This is a genomic window from Microbacterium sp. TS-1 (assembly GCF_000509385.1).
GTDB classification, from domain to species: Bacteria; Actinomycetota; Actinomycetes; order Actinomycetales; family Microbacteriaceae; genus Microbacterium; species Microbacterium arborescens.
Genome location: NZ_BASQ01000001.1, coordinates 2,403,817 through 2,420,184, shown reverse-complemented (window position 1 = coordinate 2,420,184; position 16,368 = coordinate 2,403,817). Strand labels below are relative to the sequence as shown.

Sequence of the window (16,368 nt, the reverse complement as noted above, 5' to 3'; positions counted from 1 at the left end):
GACAGAGCGCTCAGCGGCCGATGTACCGACCGGGGCGGTGGTTCAGCACGAGCACGACGCTCAGCACGACCGCGCCGGCGGCACTCAGCAGCACGGCGGGCCACGGCAGCACCAGCAACGCGGACGCGATGATCACGACGTCGAAGATCATCTGGGTCCATCCGGCGCTGAAGCCCATTCGCTCCTGCAGCACGAGGGCGATGATGTTCACTCCGCCGAGGCTCGAACGGTGCCGGAACAGGATCAGCAGCCCGACGCCGGCGAGCAGATTGCCGCCGAGCGTGCCGTAGATCGGTTCGATGCTGGCGAACTCGAGCAGGTGCTGGTGCACGAAGGTGAACGCCGAGACCAGGCCGATCGAGACGAAAGTGCGGATCGTGAACGACACACCCTTCTTCCACAGAGACAGCGCCGCGAACGGCGCGTTCACGACAGCGAACAGCACCGGGAACGACCATCCGGTCGCGTAGCCAAGGAGCAGCGCGAGGCCGGCGGTGCCGCCGGTGACCGAGCCGGACGACTGCAGGAGGTACAGCCCGAGGGATGCCACGAACGTGCCGGTCACGATCCCGAGCAGGTCCTCCGCGCGGGTGTGGCGCGTCAGCGCGGCCTCGAAGACGAGCGACGGTCCTGTCGACGGTGCACGAGAAGGCTCCACCCGCCCATCCTCGCAAACGGCGGCGCCCGCGGGGGTCACCGCGGCGCGAGCCGGGCATGTTATCGCGCGAAGGTCAGCTCGCACACCCCTTCGACCTCAGCGGCTGCGCATCGCACGCTTGTTCCAGCAAACCGGTCGACCTGCCGCTCCGAATGATTCGTGGGAATGAAAACGCGGGTCGCGGGGTTGTTTCCAGTACTCAGTACCGGACCCGGAACTGTCGGAGGGGATCGTGGGCAAGAACTACATCGACATCGAGAACGACCGCGGAGAGACGCTGCGTTATCGCAAGCACGCGAACGGTCGGGGCTTGATCGCGAACGGGGCCAAGGTGCACCCGACCGCACTGGTCGAAGCAGGCGCCTACGTCGAACCCGGAGTCCAGGTCGCGGCGGGCGTTCACATCGGCCGCGGCGTGTGGATCGAGCGCGAGGCCGTCATCGGCCCGAACGTCGAGATCGCGCCGCACGCGCACGTCGGCTCCGGCGCCGCCATCGGTCCGCGGGCGAAGATCGGCATCCGCGCGTTCATCGGCGCGCACGCGCACGTGGCGGGCGGCTCTCTCATCGGCGACGACGAGAACATCGCCGACGGCGAGCACGTGGCTACCGACCAGCGCGGGCTCCGTCTGGCCGCGTGACCCGCCAGCGGTAGCCGCCGCAGCGTCGACGATCGGCGGGCCCGCAGCGCGCGGGCCCGCCGATCGTGTCTGCCCCGGGATACGCTTCAGGCATGACACCCGGACGTTCCTCGGGCCGCCCCGCGCGTAGCGGCGGCCGAGGCGGCGGTGCCCCCGGGCGCCCTGGCGCCGCGGCATCCGGACAGCGGCCCGCCGCCCGCAGAACCGACCGCACCTCGGGAAGCCGGCGCGAGACGGATGCCGCTGCGCCGGACCTCAGCGCGCTCGGCGCCTTCCGCCTCGGCGCCGCCCCCGGTGCCACGCCCGGCAAGTGGATCGACGTGTGGAAGCAGCGGATGCCGGGCAACCCGCTCGACCTCGTCACCGTCGGATTCGCCGATCAGGCTGCGGCCCTCGCGGGCGGCGACGTCGACGCGGCGCTCGTGCGGCTGCCGATCGACCGCGACGGGCTGAGCGTGATCCCGCTTTACGACGAGACCACCGTCGCCGTGTGCAGCGTCGATTCCGCGCTCACCGCCGCCGATGAGCTGACCCTCGCCGATCTCGCGGGAGAGGTCGTGATGGTCCCCGGTGACGACGCCCTCGACCTCGAGGTGCCCGGCGCCGACGCTCCGGCTTTCGCCCAGCTGGCCACGACGGAGGATGCGGTCGCGACGGCGGCGACAGGTGTCGGGATCGTGCTCGTGCCCATGTCGCTCGCGCGGCTGCACCATCGCAAGGACGCGACCTACCGACCCGTGGTCGACGCTCCCACCTCGACCGTTGCGCTCGCCTGGCGGGCCGAGGCCACGACCCCGCTCGTGGAGACGTTCATCGGCATCGTCCGCGGCCGCACCGCGAACTCGTCGCGCTGATACGCTGCGGCGCTCACGCGCTGACACGCCGGCACGCGCCCCATGAGCGCCGCGGATCACGCCCCGTGCAGCCGCCGCGCTCCGTCCGGGATCGCTCCGCGCACGGGCGTGCGCGCCAGCAGGGCGGCCGCGTCGATCGGATCGTCCGCTGCGGCGGCATCCGGATCCGTCTCGAGATCGACCACGACCGGAGCCGGCAGCCGCATGGCCGCGCGAGCGTCCCGCGCCCGCGCCTCGACCCCCGCCGCGTCGGCCGGCCGGCGCACCCGCCAGCCCCGGGGTGCGGCGACGGCGTCCAGCCGGTCGAGCGTCGCGAGGAGCTCGGCGGGGTCGGTGATGATCACGCGGACGGTCATCGGGCCATTGTCCCCCGCCCGTCACGGAAGGTCATCCCCACCGGCCGGGTTCGGTGCGGACCATAGACTTTCGGCATGGCCCCGCTCGTGTACGTTTGCGTGCGCCCGCAGCAGGAGGCCGCGGAGGCGGAGTACGCGTCGTTCCGCACCGCCATGGGCCTCGATGAATCCGGGCTCGAGCGCGTCGACCTGACGCGCGATCCGCTGCCCGACGACGCGTTCGACCGCTGGCGCGGTTTCGTCGTCGGCGGCAGTCCGTTCAACGCCACCGACGATCCGGCGGCGAAGCCGGAGGGACAGCTGCGACTGGAGGCCGACCTCGCGCGCATCGCCGAGGCGGCGGCATCCGGGCGGACGGCGGCGCTGTTCACCTGCTTCGGCATCGGCGTGGCCACGACCCACCTCGGCGGCACGATCTCACGCGACTACCCCGAGGACACCGGACCGACGAACGTGACCCTGACGGATGCCGGCCGCGCCGACCCCCTGCTCGGTTCCCTCAGCCCGACCTTCACCGCGCTCACCGCGCACAAGGAGGGCACCGAGACGCTGCCCGCCGGAGCCGTCCTGCTCGCCACGAACGACGACTGCCCGGTGCAGGCCTACCGGGTGGGTGACCGCCTGTACGCCACGCAGTTCCACCCCGAGCCGACACCGCGAGACTTCACCGAGCGCATGACGGTGTACCGCAACGACGGCTACTTCGACGCGGCAGACTACGACCGCGTCGCGGCCCGAGTACTCGCGGCGCCCGTGACCGAGCCGAGCCGCTTCCTCGCCGCCTTCGCCGCCGCGTTCTGACGGCGGGTGCGATACAGCCGTCGGATCGGCGGTGCGGATGTCGCCTCCGACGTCGATCGCGGCGACACCAGCACCACGAGTCCGACGGATGTATCGGCGCGGCCGGCCGGGCGGGCGACGCGGACCGGCAGTCAGGCGGTGCGGGGACGGCGCAGGATGCCGCGGTGCTCGCGACCGTTCGCGCGCCAGGCCGTGACCGCCGCGGCGGCCACCACCACCACGATGACGGCGACGGCGGCGACGGCGACCGGTGCGGAGTGGGGCTGATCGGTCGTGCGGGCGATCGCGATCCACGCCAGACCCCACGACAGCGCGATGATCGGCGAGGGGCGTCCGCGCGAGAAGGCGGCGATGCCGACGCCGATGGCGGCGACGACCACGAGCACGGCGACACCCCACGCGTCGGCCTGCATGCCCCACGACTCGGGCACGGTCCGGCTGAGCCAGGCGGTGACGTTCGCGACCGTGGCCAGCGACACCCACCCGAGGTGCAGGCCCACCGTGGCATCCATGAGCAGGCGGTCGCCGACCGACTGCGGCCGCGAGCGCACGAGAAGACGGAACGTCCACCCGAGTGCGGCGAGCAGCGCCACGATCGCGACGACCGTCACCGGCAGCGTCGTGAACTGCGCCGCGAGAAGCCATCCCCCGTTGAGCACGGCGGTCAGCGCGATCCACCATCCCACCAGCCGCTGCCGGTCGCGCGAGCGCTGCGACGGCAGCGCCTGCCAGATGGTGTAGCCGATCATGAACAGGTAGATGACCGACCAGATGCTGAACGCCTGCGTCCCGGGCGCGAGCACCGTCGAGTCGGCGTCGAGCGCGCCGCCCTGCAGGTCGCGCACGTTCGTCCCGCCGAAGAGCCCCGTCCCGACCATCGCGGCGATGATCATGAAGACGACGGCCGAGATCACGGCGATCTGCCGCACGAGGTCGGACGGCGTCCGCGGGGGCCGGGCGGCGTGGTGCGCTGTGGTGCTCATTCCCCCACGGTAGATCGGGCGCCGCGCCCGGTCATCCGCTTGACAGATCCGGCCCCACGATGACGGCCGAGTTCGGCTCGACGACGAGCAGATCGTCGGCGGTCCGGCTCGGGAGCGTCTCGAGCCAGACGCGGTCACCGCTCAGCTCGACCCGCCACGGCTCCGTCGACAGGTTGACCAGCACGCGTGCGCGTCCGCGCTGCAGGTCGTAGAGCCGCCCGCCCTCGCCCTCGGTCGCTCCGGCGCCGCGCGCGGTGAACCGGGGGTCGGTCAGGTCGGGCACCGAGCGGCGCAGTCGGCCCAGTTCGCGGTACAGCGCCAGCAGGCGCGCATGATCGCCTTCGTCGGTCTCGGTCCAGTCGAGCTTCGACCGCAGGAACGTCGCCGGGTCGTTGGGGTCGGGCACGAGGTCCTCGTCCCACCCCATCTCGGCGAACTCCTGCTTGCGGCCCGCTGCCGTCGCCTCGGCGAGCTCCGGCTCAGGGTGCGAGGTGAAGAACTGCCACGGAGTGGACGCCCCCCACTCCTCGCCCATGAACAGCATCGGGGTTCCCGGCGCCGTCAGCGTCAGGACGGCCGCCACGGCGAGCCGGTCGGCGTCGAGCGTCGCCGAGAGCCGGTCGCCCGCCGCACGGTTGCCGATCTGGTCGTGATCCTGCGCGAAGGTGACGAGCCGCCACGACGGCGACTCCGGCGGAATCGGCCGCCCGTGCTCGCGACCCCGGAACGACGAATACGTGCCGTCGTGGAAGAACCCCTCGTTCCAGGTCTTGGGAACGGCATCGAGCGCGTCGAAGTCGGCGTAGTACCCCACCGTCTCACCCGTGAGCGCGACGTGCACGGAATGGTGCCAGTCGTCCGACCACTGCGCCGTCATCCCATGACCACCGGCCTCGCGCGGCAGGATCATGACGGGATCGTTCATGTCGCTCTCGGCGATGAGCGTGAGCGGGCGCCCGAGGTGCGTGCTGAGCGCGTCGACCCGGTCGGCGATCTCGCCGAGGATGTGGAGCGGGCTGTCGTCATCGTGCAGCGCGTGCACGGCGTCGAGCCGCAGGCCGTCGACGTGGAAGTCGCGGAGCCACATCTCGGCGTTGCCGATGATGTACTCGCGCACCGCGTCCTCGTCGAGGTTGACGCTGTCACCCCAGGTGTTGCGGCGGCCGTCGCGAAGGTAGGGGCCGTACTCGGGCAGATAGTTGCCGGATGGTCCGAGGTGGTTGTAGACGACGTCCTGGATGACGGCGAGACCGGCCGCGTGGGCGGCATCCACGAACCGCCGGTAGGCCTCCGGCCCGCCGTAGCTCTCCTGCACGGCGTACCAGAGCACCCCGTCGTACCCCCAGTTGTGGGTGCCGTTGAACGCATTCACCGGCAGCAGCTCGATGTGGGTCACGCCGAGCTCGACGAGATGGTCGAGTCGAGCGATGGCCGCGTCGAGGGTGCCGGCGCTCGTGAAGGTGCCGATGTGCAGCTCGTAGATGATCCCACCCGCGAGCGTCCGCCCCGTCCAGGCCTGATCGGTCCACGCGAACGACGACGGGTCATCGACCGCCGACAGGCCGTGCACGCCGTCGGGCTGCCGGCGCGAGCGCGGATCGGGGCGCGCGTCGTCGCCGTCACCGAGGACGAAGCCGTAGCGGTCTCCCGGGGCGAGGTCGACGTCCGCCGACCACCAGCCGTCCGCCGAACGAGAGAGCTCGACATCGGCGGCATCCGGTCGACGGAGCCGCACCCGCTCGGGGCGCGGCGCCCATACCTCGATCATGCGTTCTCCTCTGGGGCGGTGGGACGTTGGGCGGTGGGACGTGCACCGGTCGGACGTTCGGCGGCCAGCAGAGCCACCGGGTACGTCCCGAGCAGGTCGGCCAGCCGCACGGCGCCGCCGTCCCAGGCGCGGCCGGTCAGCTGGTCGGTGTGACGTCCCGGCGGAACCATCACGACCGTGTCGCCCCATCCGCCGCGCGCGGCGAGTCCGACGGGCAGGCGCGTCGCGACGGTCACGGCACCGCCCCGATCGAAGGCCACGGCGTGCTCTGCGGCAGGGCCGACGACGGGCAGCGGCGCGTACCGCGTGAACAGCTCGGGCCGATCGCGACGCAGGCGCAGCGCCCGCGACACGACGAGGAGCTTCGCCGCGCCGGAGTCGTCGATCTCGGGATGCCACCCACCGTCGAGCTTCGCGAGCAGCTCGCGGCGCTCGGCGAAGTCGACGTCGCGACGATTGTCGGGGTCGACGAGCGAGAGATCCCACAGCTCGGTGCCCTGATAGACGTCGGGTACCCCGGGTGCGGTCAGCTGCAGCAGCTTGGCGGCGAGGGAGTTCGATCGCCCGGGCGCGGTCAGCTCGCCGACGACCTCCTCGATCGTCGCGCGGGCCTCGCCCGAGGTGGCGGCATCAACCAGCGCGGCGATGCGGGCTTCGGCATCCTCATCGGGGTCGGTCCAGGTCGTGATGATGCCGCCCTCGCGCGAGGCCTTCTCGGCGTAGTCGCGCAGCCGCTCGGGCGACGCGGGCCACGCTCCGACGATGGCCTGCCAGAGCAGGTCGTCGAGGCGTCCGTCGCCGGTCGAGGCGATCGTCCGCAGGCGTCCGAGAGCGTCGGACCACCGCTCGGGCATCTCGGCGATGACCGACAGCCGGGCACGGACATCTTCGCTGCGCTTGGTGTCGTGGGTGCTCAGCGCCGTGAGAGCGTGCGGCCACATCGCCTGGCGGTGGGCCTGCGCGCGGTGGAAGCCCGCGACGTCGAGCGAGAAGACGCCGGGGTCGCCGCCCACCTCGGTGAGCGTGCCGAGACGCGGATACCGGTAGAACGCGCTGTCTTCGACGCCCTTGGCCATGACCGGCCCGGTCGTCTGACCGAATCGGCGGCTCAGCTCGGTGTCGCCCGCCGTGACCAGCGGGGCGAGGGTCGCGATGGCGTCGGCGAGATCGGGACGGGATGCGGATGCCGCGGCGACCGCCTCGGCGACGAGCTCGTCTCCGACCGGCGGGTAGACGCGGTACACCGAGAAGCTCGTCAGGAGCTCGGCGAACGCGTCGCGTGCGACATCCTCTCCGAGCTCGTCGCGCACGTCGTCGGGCAGGCAGCGGACGAGCCGGCCCACCTCCGCGGCCTGCAGGGTGTCGGCGACCGCACGCTTGGCCTCGCGGACGATCTCGTCATACGACGCGGGAGCATCCGCCGACCGGAGTGTCGCGTCGAGCTCGTCGAGCCGGCTCTCACCCGCCGGGTCGATGAGCACGCGGTCGATCTCGGCCATCGCGTCGTACCCGGTCGTGCCCGCGGTCGCCCACCAGGAGGGCAGCTGCTCGGCATGGTCGGTGGCGGCGTGCTCGAGGATCTTCTCGACCACGACGTACGCGCCGCCGGTCGCCTCGGCGAGCTGCTCGAGATACCCGCCGGGGTCGGCGAGGCCGTCGGGGTGGTCGATGCGCAGACCGTCGGCCAAGCCCTCGCGCAGCCAGCGGAGGATCTCGACGTGGCTCGCCTCGAAGACCGCCGGGACGTCGACGCGCACTCCGGCCAGCGTGTTCACGGCGAAGAAGCGCCGGTAGTTCAGCTCGGTCGCGTCGTCGCGCCAGAACGCGGCACGCCAGTGCTGAGCGGCGAGCACGGCGTCCACGGTGGCCGGGTCGGTCGTCGCGGCCGCGGGTGCTGTCCCGTCGGCGAGCGGCAGCACGTGGTCGTAGTAGCGGGCGACGCCCTCGGCGCCATTCGCCTCGCCGGCCGTCACCGGCGCGACCTCGATCTCACCGGCGGCGACGGCTTCGCGGAGCGTGGAGCCGAGGATCGGCAGGCCGACCTTGCCCCCGCCGTGCTCCCAGTCGATGTCGAACGCCTCGGCGTGGGCCGACCCGCGGCCGTGGCGGAGGACGTCCCACCACCAGGGGTTCTCAGCGGGGACGGCGACGCCCTGGTGGTTCGGCACGATGTCGACGAGCACACCGAGTCCGGCATCCCGGGCGGCGGCCGAGAAGCGCGCGAGCCCCTCGGCGCCGCCGCGGCGGGGGTCGACGATGGTCGGGTCGACGACGTCGTAGCCGTGGTCCGACCCCTCCGCCGCTGCCAGGAGCGGCGAGAGGTAGGCCCAGTCGACGCCGAGGTCGCGGAGGTAGTCCGCGATCTCGGCGGCGGCCGCGAGGTCGAACGCCGGACGGATCTGCAGCCGGTAGGTCGAGATCGGAGCGGTCATCGGCCGGGCAGCTCCGGGGTCGGCGCCTCAGCGGGGATGATGTCGATCGGCGTCGTGTACGCCGCGAGCGATGCCGCGACCGAGTGGTCGGTCTCGGGCTCGGGTTCGGTGTACTCGCCCAGGACGACGAGCGACTTGGCCCGGACCTGCAGCGCGTTGCCGCCCTCGAGGGGCTCGGTGCCGACGAGCTCGCCGCTCGTGTCGATCAGCACCTCCCACCGGTCGGCGTACTGGTCGGAGGGGACGGTGAACTCCACCTCGTCGTCACCGGCGTTGAACAGCACGAAGAAGTGGTCGTCGGAGATGTCCTCGCCGCGACGGTCGCGCTCGCGGATGCCGTCGCCGTTGAGGAAGACGCCGACTGCGCGCCCGAAACCGGAGTCCCAGTCCTCGGGCTGCATCGCCGTGCCGTCGGGGCGCAGCCACATGATGTCGGGCACCGGGGCGCCCTCTTCGCGACGCACCGGGCGCCCGTCGAAGAAGCGGCTGCGCCGGAACGTGGGGTGCAGGCGACGCAGACGCGCGAGGGCTGCGGTGAACTCGATGAGCGGCTGGTCGACCTGATCCCAGTGGATCCAGGTCAGCTCGTTGTCCTGCGCGTAACCGTTGTTGTTGCCCTGCTGGGTGCGGCCGAGCTCGTCGCCGTGGCAGATCATCGGCACGCCCTGGCTCAGCAGCAGCGTCGCGAGGAAGTTCCGCTGCTGCCGGGCGCGCATCGTCAGCACGTGCGGGTCGTCGGTGGGTCCCTCGACGCCCATGTTGTACGAGCGGTTGTGCGACTCGCCGTCGTTGCCGTCCTCGCCATTGGCGTCGTTGTGCTTCTCGTTGTACGACACGAGATCGCGCAGCGTGAACCCGTCATGCGCCGTGACGAAGTTGATGGAGGCCACCGGCCACCGGCCGTCGTGCTCGTAGAGGTCGGCCGAACCGGTCAGGCGCGAGGCGAACTCGCCGAGGGTCGACGCCTCGCCGCGCCAGAAGTCGCGGACGGTGTCGCGGTACTTGCCGTTCCACTCCGTCCACTGCGGCGGGAAGTTGCCGACCTGGTAGCCGCCGGGACCGATGTCCCACGGCTCGGCGATGAGCTTGACCTGCGAGACGATCGGGTCCTGCTGCACGAGCTCGAAGAAGGCCGACAGCCGGTCGACGTCGTAGAACTCGCGCGCGAGGGTCGCCGCGAGGTCGAAGCGGAAGCCGTCGACGTGCATCTCGGTCACCCAGTAGCGCAGCGAGTCCATGATCAGCTGCAGCGCGTGCGGGTTGCCGACGTTGAGGCTGTTCCCGGTGCCGGTGTAGTCGGTGTAGTAGCGCTTGTCGTCGTCCTCGAGGCGGTAGTAGGCCTCGTTGTCGATGCCGCGCATCGAGAGGGTCGGGCCCATGTGGTTGCCCTCGGCGGTGTGGTTGTAGACGACGTCGAGGATGACCTCGATGCCGGCGGCGTGCAGCGCCTTGACCATCGCCTTGAACTCCTGCACCTGCTGGCCGTGGTCGCCCGTGGCCGAGTAGGTGTTCTGGGGCGCGAAGAACGCGATCGTGTTGTAGCCCCAGTAGTTCGACAGCCCCTTCTCCTGCAGCGTGGAGTCGTTGACGAACTGGTGCACCGGCATCAGCTCGATCGCCGTGATGCCGATCTTCTTGAGGTGGTCGATGACGGCGGGGTGTGCGAGGCCGGCGTAGGTCCCGCGGATGTCTTCGGGGATGTCGGGGTGCAGCTGCGTCAGACCCTTGACGTGAGCCTCGTAGATGACGCTCTCGGCGTACGGGATCTTCGGCTGACGGTCGCCCGCCCAGTCGAAGAACGGGTTGACGACGACGCCCTTCATCATGTGAGCGGCCGAATCCTCGTCGTTGAACGAGTCCGGCTCGCCGAAGTTGTAGCCGAACACCGGCTGTCCCCAGTCGATCTGACCCTCGACGGCCTTGGCGTACGGGTCGAGCAGCAGCTTGCTCGGGTTGAACCGCTTGCCGTCGGCCGGATCGTTCGGTCCGTGCACGCGGTATCCGTAGCGCTGGCCCGGCTGCACGTTCGGCAGATAGGCGTGCCACACGAAGGCGTCGACATCGCGCAGCTCGACGCATGTCTCGGTGCCGTCCTCGTCGAAGAGGCACAGCTCCACTTTCTCGGCGCCTTCGCTGAAGAGAGCGAAGTTCGTCCCGTTCCCGTCGTAGGTCGCTCCGAGCGGATACGCGGAACCCGGCCATGCCTGCATGTGATCTCCCCTGTTCGTGTGGCTCACACTACTCAGGCGCAATCACACGACCCGGTGCCCTTGACAAGCCCCCGCCATCGGGTCGACTCGCCACAAGATGCGGATGCACGGGGCTTCGGGCCCGCAGATTCTGGCGAGTGGAACGTCCCGGTGGGAGTCAGCGCTCGCCGCGGTCGGTGCCGAAGAATAAGGGGTCGGAGGGAGATTCCTGGTCGGGGAGATACCCCTCAGGCAGGGGGCCCTTGCCGAACAGCATCCGGCTGAGCTCGAACTTGTCGCCGGGCTTGCACGGCGACGTGGCGGTGACGACGACGTTCCCGTTGTCGACCAGCGTCACCGTCAGCAGGGAGTAGACGCCCTGCTCGCGGACGATCACGTCCGTAGAAGCGACCTCGCCCGAATCGAGATCCATGCCGTCGACCTCGAAGCCTTCGGACACCAGGTGCTGCGCGACGGCCTCGCGCTTGCCGGCAACCCCTGCCGGGTCGATCGTGGTCGTGCGCGTCAGGTCGAACTTCCAGCCGTCGCCGCACCCGACACCGGATGGCGTCATCCCGTACGTCCGCACCTCCCACGGGCCGTCATTGATGACGGCCAGCACGCCGTTGGTCGTCTCGCGGAAATCGAAGTAGAGGCTCTCCGCCTCCTGGTACAGCTCGTCGCCCGTCGGTTGCGCCACTGTCGCTCCACATCCCGTCAGGACGATGGCCGCCATGGCGGTCATCGTCACTCCGAACAGATTTCTCCGCCAGCTCACTGCCCCGCCTGATGTCATCGACCGCGTCCTGACCATCATCGATGGCCGGCAGGCGCGTCGGTCATCGTCGCCGCGAGCAGACCCAACGGTGCGCGGGACGCGCGCGCAGCATCGGAGGCACTGATCAGCCCACGCGAGGTGAGGATGTCGACGGCCTCCCCGGTCGCCGTGAGGGTCGCCGCCGCCGCTGCGGGTGGCAGCGCGTCGATCCGGCGTTTCACGCCTGCGCCGGCACGCTTGACGTTGTCGCGGTTCTCATCCGTCGGCATCCGCCGGTGGCGGATGGTCAGAGAGGCGCCGAGCGCGAGGTCGACCAGGACGCCGGCGATGCCCCATGCGCTGACGAGTCGATCATCGAGAAAGGCCTGCACCGCGACGACCACCACCGCCAAGGCGGAGATCAGATGGACGATACCGATCGTGCGCATGGTGCGCGGGTGCACGCTCTCGGGGCGGCCCCGCTGCGACAGCACCCCGAATAACGCGATGAGGGCGGCGACGCCCATCGCCGTGCCCGCCACCGCGAGATCCAGTTGATCGCCCTCGATGAGCACCGCTCGCAACGAGGCGAAAGCGGCGACGGCGGGGATCACGAGGGAGGCGATCTGAGCGAAAGCGAGCAGCGGCTGCACGAAAGCGGGACGATCGGGCACGAGCGAGCTCCAGACCTCACGCGGCGCCAACCGGGCTAGCGCCAACTGCACCTCGGGGTGCGAGCGGAACGCGGTGGCCTCGAGCTTCCACCACGACACTCGATCCCAGTCGGTCGCGTGCTGTGCCAGTTCCTGCGGCGTCTCCTCCGTCACTCGCGCCACCCGGGTTGCTCCTTCGCGACAGCGAACGGGTCAGCTGCCGGCGAGCTGCTGGTCGAGGTCCTGAATCGCGCGCATCATGCCCAGCAGCGACTCGGACATGTCGTTGATGCCATCGACCGCGTTCTTCAGACCCGTGGTGAGCTCGGAGTAGCCCTCACCGAACTTGCCCGACGCGTGCTGCGTCTTGAAGTCATCGCCCAGAAGCGTGTCGACCTGCGACTTCAGGGTGTCCAGCTGACCCTGAATGTCATCACGAGCCTGCGACAGCGAGCTCGCAACCTGCTCCATCTCGCCATAAGATGCACCGAAATCAGCCATGACGGCCCTCCTGAAAGTAGATGTCCCGACCCCCCTCCGGAGCCGACACCCAAAACCTATCGGCACCGATCACGCCAGGTCGATGGGGAGAACTCCCCACCCTGCTGCGCTCGGACGTCGGTGCCGTGCTCGGGAGGCGTCGATGGAGGGGTTGCGGCACCTGTGGAACGTCGTGCGGCAATGTCTGACGTTCGTGACAGCATTCGAACATGCATTCGAATAGCGGACGCGGCGGCTCGACAGGCAGCGGAATGGGCAGCGACGCTGACGTCGATACGCTCACGATGCTGGTCGCGGATGCCGAGGGGGTCTCGGATGCCGCGCGCGCGGTGCAGATTCAGGAGGTTCGGGTGCTCGCCGCCGCTGGGGTTCTCGCGGAGAAGCAGGCCGCTGGGGCGTCGGAGCGCGTGAAGGCGCGCGAGATGGCGCTGCGCGGAATCGCCGCCGAGCTCGCGGGAGTGTTCGTCGCGACCGACCGGACGCTGCAGCGGCGCATCGACGAGGCCCGAGACCTGGTCGAGAACTACCCGGTGACGATGGCGGCGTGGGAGGCAGGGCGGATCGTCCGGGGTCACGTGCGGGTCATTCAAGAGACGGGATGCCTGGCGCCTGCGGAGGAGCGGGCAGAGTTCGAACGGCTTGCGATCGAGCGGTGCGAGGGCGAGACCCCGAACCGGGTCCGGGACGCACTGCGGATGCTGGCTGAGCGGATGCACCCGCGGACGTTCACGGAGCGGCATGAAGAGGCCGCGGCGGGGCGGTGCGTGCGGGTGCAGGCAGGCGCGGATGGGATGTCGGACCTGATCGCAACCCTGCCGACGGTGATCGCGGATGGGATTGTCGACCGGCTGACGCGGCAGGCCCGGGAGATCATCAACGTGCGGCATCAGGCCGAAGCGGCGGGCGTTGACGCGATCGGCGCTGACGCTCGAGCCGACGCGCTTGACGCTCGAGCCGACGCACGAGCCGACGCCAACGGTGGCGGCCGCGATGCCGATGCGACGATTTGCGACGGGTCGTCGTTCATCGACGATGCCCGCACGATCGACCAGGTCCGCGCCGACGTGCTCAGTGACCTCCTCCTCGCCGGCACACCCGCCCTCGACCCCACCGGCACGGGAGACGGCAACGGAACCCTCGGAGCCATCCGCGCACACGTGCAGGTCGCCGTGTCTGCGCTGACGCTGACGGGCCAAGACGAGGGGCCGGCCGACCTCGCTGGCCGCTCCCCCATCGATGCCGCAACCGCGCGGGAGCTGGCGGGCAACGCCACTTCGTGGGACCGGCTCCTCACCCACCCCGTCACCGGGACCGTGCTGGAGTGCGACACCTACCGGCCGACCGCCGCCATGGTGCGACTGCTGCGGGCCCGCGACCGGCACTGCCGATTCCCCGGATGCCGGCAACCCGCCATCCGCTGCGAACTCGACCACACCATCGCCGCATCCGAGGGCGGGCCAACGCACGTGTGCAACCTCGCCAACCTCTGCAAACGACACCACGACGTCAAACACCACACCCGCTGGCGAGTCCGACAACTCCCCCGCGGAAGGCTCGTCTGGACCTCACCGACCGGACGGGTCTACCGCCACGACGCACCACCACCCCTCGTCGCCTTCACGACCACAGACCCACCCGCCCCGGAGCGCCCACCGTTCTGATCCACGGTGGCGGGCCAGGGTGAGCGGGAAGCGACGACGGCGTGCGGCGCTCCTCCCGGCTGCGCGGGCGCGCGTGCCGAAACGCGCCCGCGCAGCCGGAAGGTGCGCCGAACCCGCCCCGGGGCCCGAACCCACCCCGGGGGCCCCGGATTCGGATCCGTCTCGCGCAGCGTCGGTACAGAAGGCGCGACCATCCCACAGCGCTTCGCCGTCGTCAAGCCCCGGGGCAAGACGCGGGGGTGAGGCGTTACATCGGCACCCCACGAACGCAAGCGGTACCGAGAGGAGAACCGATGTCGCAGAACTATGGTGAGCCGACGTCCGGCTCGCAGGCAGGATCAGGGTCGGGCACGGCGGAGACGGCGAAGCACGAAGCCGGAGAGGTCGCGGGCACCGCGAAGGCCGAGGCCGGTCACGTCGTCGAGACGGCCAAACAGGAAGCGGCGGGCGTCGCGTCAGAGGCGAAGTCTCAGGCGAAGCAGGTGTACACGCAGACGAAACAGCAGCTCACCGAACAGGCCGCGTCGCAGCAGCAGCGCGTCGCCGACGGGCTGCGCTCGATCGGAGATGAGCTGGACTCGCTGGCCCAGAACTCCGAGAACCCCGGCATCGCCACCGACCTCGTGCGTCAGGTGTCGAGCCGCGTGAGCGGCGCATCCGACTGGCTCTCGCAGCGCGACCCGGGGTCGCTGGTCAGCGAGGTGAAGAGCTTCGCGCGCCGCAAGCCGGGCGTCTTCATCGCGGGCGCGTTGATCGCAGGCGTCGTCGCCGGCCGCCTCACTCGCGCTCTCGCCGAGGGCGCGAAAGAAGAGCACGACTCCGGCACCGGCACGACGTCCGGCGGCGTGCCCGCCGCGCCCTCGGCGCCGTCGCCCGCACCGGTGAACGCGCCGCTCGACGCGCCGATCGGCACGCCGGGCGCCGCCGCCACCGGCATCCCGGCCGCACCGTCGGCACCGTCGCACGCCCCGGTCGGGGCTCCGCTCGACGACCCGATCGGCTCCGCACCGGATGCCGCAGAGCCCACGCCGCTGTACGACAGCTCCGTCGGCCGCACGGCCGACGAGCCGTACACCGAGGGCATCGGGGAGACCCGAGATGACCGATAACCCCACGCCCTCCGAGCAGCAGGCGGCCACCACGTCGCTCGGCGATCTGCTGGGCGAGGTGACGCGCGACCTGTCGGAGCTGATGCGACAGGAGATCAACCTGGCCAAGGCCGAGCTGAAGGAGTCGGGAACACGAGCGGGCAAGGGAGCCGGGATGTTGGGCGGCGCGGGATACGCGGCGCTCATGGCGATCTTCTTCCTCTCGATCGCGCTCTGGTGGGCCCTCGGCCACCTCGTCGGCCTCGGCTGGTCGGCCGTGATCGTCGCCGTCATCTGGGGCATCATCGCGGCTGTCCTGTACGCCCTCGGGCGCAAGCAGCTCGAGAGGGTCCAGGGCGCCCCGCAGACGGCCGAAACCCTGGGCAAGATCCCCGACGCATTGAAGAGAAATGAGGAGAACCGATGACTGATTCACCGGAAGCGATCCGCGCTGACATCGAGCGCAAGCGTCGCGAGCTGAGCCAAGACACCGACGCTCTCGTCGACAAGGTGACGCCCTCGAAGATCGCCCACCGCCAGACCGACAAGATCAAGGGCGCCCTCGGGTCCGTGCGCGACCGCGTGATGGGTGCGGCCGACGACGCCGGCTCGTCGCTTCATGACGCGGGTTCCTCGGTCGCCGGAGGTATGTCGGACGCCGCGCACAAGGTGGGTGCCAAGGCCGAGGGCAACCCCCTCGCCGTCGGCCTGATGGCGTTCGCCGGCGGCCTGCTCGTCGCCTCGCTCATCCCGGCATCCACGAAGGAGAAGGGCATCGCAGCCGACGTCAAGGAGCAGGCCCAGCCCCTGGTCGAAGAAGCCAAGAGCGTCGCCCAGCAGGTCGGCTCCGACCTGAAGGAGCCGGTGCAGGATGCCGCCGCAGCCGTCAAGGACACCGCGACCGAGGCGGTCTCCCACGTCAAGAGCGACGCTCAGGACGGGGTCGACAACGTCACCGGTCGCGCCCAGGAGGCTCGAGAGAACGTCAGCGGCAGCTGACACCCACCGCGGCGCGAGCGCTGCACGA

The 16,368-nt window shown here is 70.5% G+C and carries 16 protein-coding genes; 7 read left to right on the top strand and 9 right to left on the bottom strand.

All coding sequences use genetic code 11. The annotated features are described in order from the left end of the window. Positions 1–10: 10 nt before the first annotated feature. Complete coding sequence (locus MTS1_RS11325) at positions 11–658, bottom strand: YitT family protein (protein WP_023953944.1); 648 nt, start codon at positions 656–658, stop codon at positions 11–13. A 232-nt stretch (positions 659–890) separates the two neighbouring features. Between MTS1_RS11325 and MTS1_RS11320 the strand changes: the two genes are divergently transcribed. Together MTS1_RS11320 and MTS1_RS11315 are read left to right on the top strand one after the other, a co-directional pair. Beyond that, positions 891–1,298 (top strand): UDP-3-O-(3-hydroxymyristoyl)glucosamine N-acyltransferase, encoded by a 408-nt coding sequence (locus tag MTS1_RS11320; protein ID WP_023953942.1) that lies wholly within the window; start codon positions 891–893, stop codon positions 1,296–1,298. A gap of 92 nt (positions 1,299–1,390) precedes the next feature. Further along, the gene (locus tag MTS1_RS11315) at positions 1,391–2,152 is read left to right on the top strand and encodes a LysR family substrate-binding domain-containing protein (RefSeq protein ID WP_023953940.1); all 762 of its coding nucleotides are present in this window, start codon (positions 1,391–1,393) and stop codon (positions 2,150–2,152) included. Between the two features lie 56 nt (positions 2,153–2,208). On the opposite strand, the gene MTS1_RS11310 is transcribed toward MTS1_RS11315, so the two are convergent. Next, positions 2,209–2,508 (bottom strand): hypothetical protein, encoded by a 300-nt coding sequence (locus MTS1_RS11310; protein ID WP_023953938.1) that lies wholly within the window; start codon positions 2,506–2,508, stop codon positions 2,209–2,211. Positions 2,509–2,583: 75 nt separating this feature from the next. Between MTS1_RS11310 and MTS1_RS11305 the strand changes: the two genes are divergently transcribed. Next, positions 2,584–3,309, top strand: a complete 726-nt coding sequence (locus MTS1_RS11305; protein WP_023953936.1) for a GMP synthase — start codon at positions 2,584–2,586, stop codon at positions 3,307–3,309. Between the two features lie 131 nt (positions 3,310–3,440). Here MTS1_RS11305 and MTS1_RS11300 read toward each other — a convergent pair whose 3' ends face one another. From MTS1_RS11300 to MTS1_RS11270, 7 genes are all read right to left on the bottom strand, one after another. After that, positions 3,441–4,292, bottom strand: coding sequence for a tryptophan-rich sensory protein (locus tag MTS1_RS11300; protein WP_036304773.1), 852 nt, complete (start codon positions 4,290–4,292; stop codon positions 3,441–3,443). 31 nt (positions 4,293–4,323) lie between these two features. Next, positions 4,324–6,060 carry a malto-oligosyltrehalose trehalohydrolase gene (treZ, locus tag MTS1_RS11295; RefSeq protein WP_023953931.1) on the bottom strand — a complete coding sequence of 579 codons (1,737 nt, stop codon included), beginning with the start codon at positions 6,058–6,060 and terminating at the stop codon, positions 4,324–4,326. Then, on the bottom strand, positions 6,057–8,492 hold the full coding sequence (gene treY / locus MTS1_RS11290; protein WP_023953929.1) for a malto-oligosyltrehalose synthase: 2,436 nt from the start codon (positions 8,490–8,492) through the stop codon (positions 6,057–6,059). Before treY ends, treZ begins: the two co-directional genes overlap by 4 nt. Further along, positions 8,489–10,702, bottom strand: coding sequence for a glycogen debranching protein GlgX (gene glgX / locus MTS1_RS11285; protein WP_023953927.1), 2,214 nt, complete (start codon positions 10,700–10,702; stop codon positions 8,489–8,491). Before glgX ends, treY begins: the two co-directional genes overlap by 4 nt. A gap of 157 nt (positions 10,703–10,859) precedes the next feature. Continuing rightward, positions 10,860–11,426: a hypothetical protein gene (locus MTS1_RS11280; protein WP_023953925.1), complete on the bottom strand. Its 567-nt coding sequence runs from the start codon at positions 11,424–11,426 to the stop codon at positions 10,860–10,862. A gap of 68 nt (positions 11,427–11,494) precedes the next feature. Continuing rightward, complete coding sequence (locus MTS1_RS11275) at positions 11,495–12,274, bottom strand: hypothetical protein (RefSeq protein WP_023953923.1); 780 nt, start codon at positions 12,272–12,274, stop codon at positions 11,495–11,497. A 30-nt stretch (positions 12,275–12,304) separates the two neighbouring features. Then, complete coding sequence (locus MTS1_RS11270) at positions 12,305–12,592, bottom strand: WXG100 family type VII secretion target (RefSeq protein WP_023953920.1); 288 nt, start codon at positions 12,590–12,592, stop codon at positions 12,305–12,307. Between the two features lie 209 nt (positions 12,593–12,801). On the opposite strand from MTS1_RS11270, the gene MTS1_RS11265 reads away from it, so the two are divergent. The 4 genes from MTS1_RS11265 (at position 12,802) to MTS1_RS11250 (ending at position 16,340) form a co-directional block, all read left to right on the top strand. After that, positions 12,802–14,253, top strand: a complete 1,452-nt coding sequence (locus MTS1_RS11265; protein WP_052007670.1) for an HNH endonuclease signature motif containing protein — start codon at positions 12,802–12,804, stop codon at positions 14,251–14,253. A 293-nt stretch (positions 14,254–14,546) separates the two neighbouring features. After that, the gene (locus tag MTS1_RS11260) at positions 14,547–15,362 is read left to right on the top strand and encodes a CsbD family protein (protein ID WP_023953916.1); all 816 of its coding nucleotides are present in this window, start codon (positions 14,547–14,549) and stop codon (positions 15,360–15,362) included. Further along, positions 15,352–15,768, top strand: coding sequence for a phage holin family protein (locus MTS1_RS11255; RefSeq protein WP_023953914.1), 417 nt, complete (start codon positions 15,352–15,354; stop codon positions 15,766–15,768). The genes MTS1_RS11260 and MTS1_RS11255 overlap by 11 nt, the downstream gene beginning before the upstream one ends. After that, positions 15,765–16,340, top strand: coding sequence for a DUF3618 domain-containing protein (locus MTS1_RS11250; protein WP_023953912.1), 576 nt, complete (start codon positions 15,765–15,767; stop codon positions 16,338–16,340). The genes MTS1_RS11255 and MTS1_RS11250 overlap by 4 nt, the downstream gene beginning before the upstream one ends. The last annotated feature ends 28 nt before the right edge of the window (positions 16,341–16,368 follow it).

Bases quoted from the DNA above. Each gene is read 5' to 3' on its own strand.
- MTS1_RS11315 (WP_023953940.1), top strand. From the start codon at position 1,391: ATGACACCCGGACGTTCCTCGGGCCGCCCCGCGCGTAGCGGCGGCCGA.
- MTS1_RS11310 (WP_023953938.1), bottom strand. From the start codon at position 2,508: ATGACCGTCCGCGTGATCATCACCGACCCCGCCGAGCTCCTCGCGACG.
- MTS1_RS11305 (WP_023953936.1), top strand. From the start codon at position 2,584: ATGGCCCCGCTCGTGTACGTTTGCGTGCGCCCGCAGCAGGAGGCCGCG.
- MTS1_RS11300 (WP_036304773.1), bottom strand. From the start codon at position 4,292: ATGAGCACCACAGCGCACCACGCCGCCCGGCCCCCGCGGACGCCGTCC.
- treZ (WP_023953931.1), bottom strand. From the start codon at position 6,060: ATGATCGAGGTATGGGCGCCGCGCCCCGAGCGGGTGCGGCTCCGTCGA.
- treY (WP_023953929.1), bottom strand. From the start codon at position 8,492: ATGACCGCTCCGATCTCGACCTACCGGCTGCAGATCCGTCCGGCGTTC.
- glgX (WP_023953927.1), bottom strand. From the start codon at position 10,702: ATGCAGGCATGGCCGGGTTCCGCGTATCCGCTCGGAGCGACCTACGAC.
- MTS1_RS11280 (WP_023953925.1), bottom strand. From the start codon at position 11,426: ATGACCGCCATGGCGGCCATCGTCCTGACGGGATGTGGAGCGACAGTG.
- MTS1_RS11270 (WP_023953920.1), bottom strand. From the start codon at position 12,592: ATGGCTGATTTCGGTGCATCTTATGGCGAGATGGAGCAGGTTGCGAGC.
- MTS1_RS11265 (WP_052007670.1), top strand. From the start codon at position 12,802: ATGCATTCGAATAGCGGACGCGGCGGCTCGACAGGCAGCGGAATGGGC.
- MTS1_RS11260 (WP_023953916.1), top strand. From the start codon at position 14,547: ATGTCGCAGAACTATGGTGAGCCGACGTCCGGCTCGCAGGCAGGATCA.
- MTS1_RS11255 (WP_023953914.1), top strand. From the start codon at position 15,352: ATGACCGATAACCCCACGCCCTCCGAGCAGCAGGCGGCCACCACGTCG.
- MTS1_RS11250 (WP_023953912.1), top strand. From the start codon at position 15,765: ATGACTGATTCACCGGAAGCGATCCGCGCTGACATCGAGCGCAAGCGT.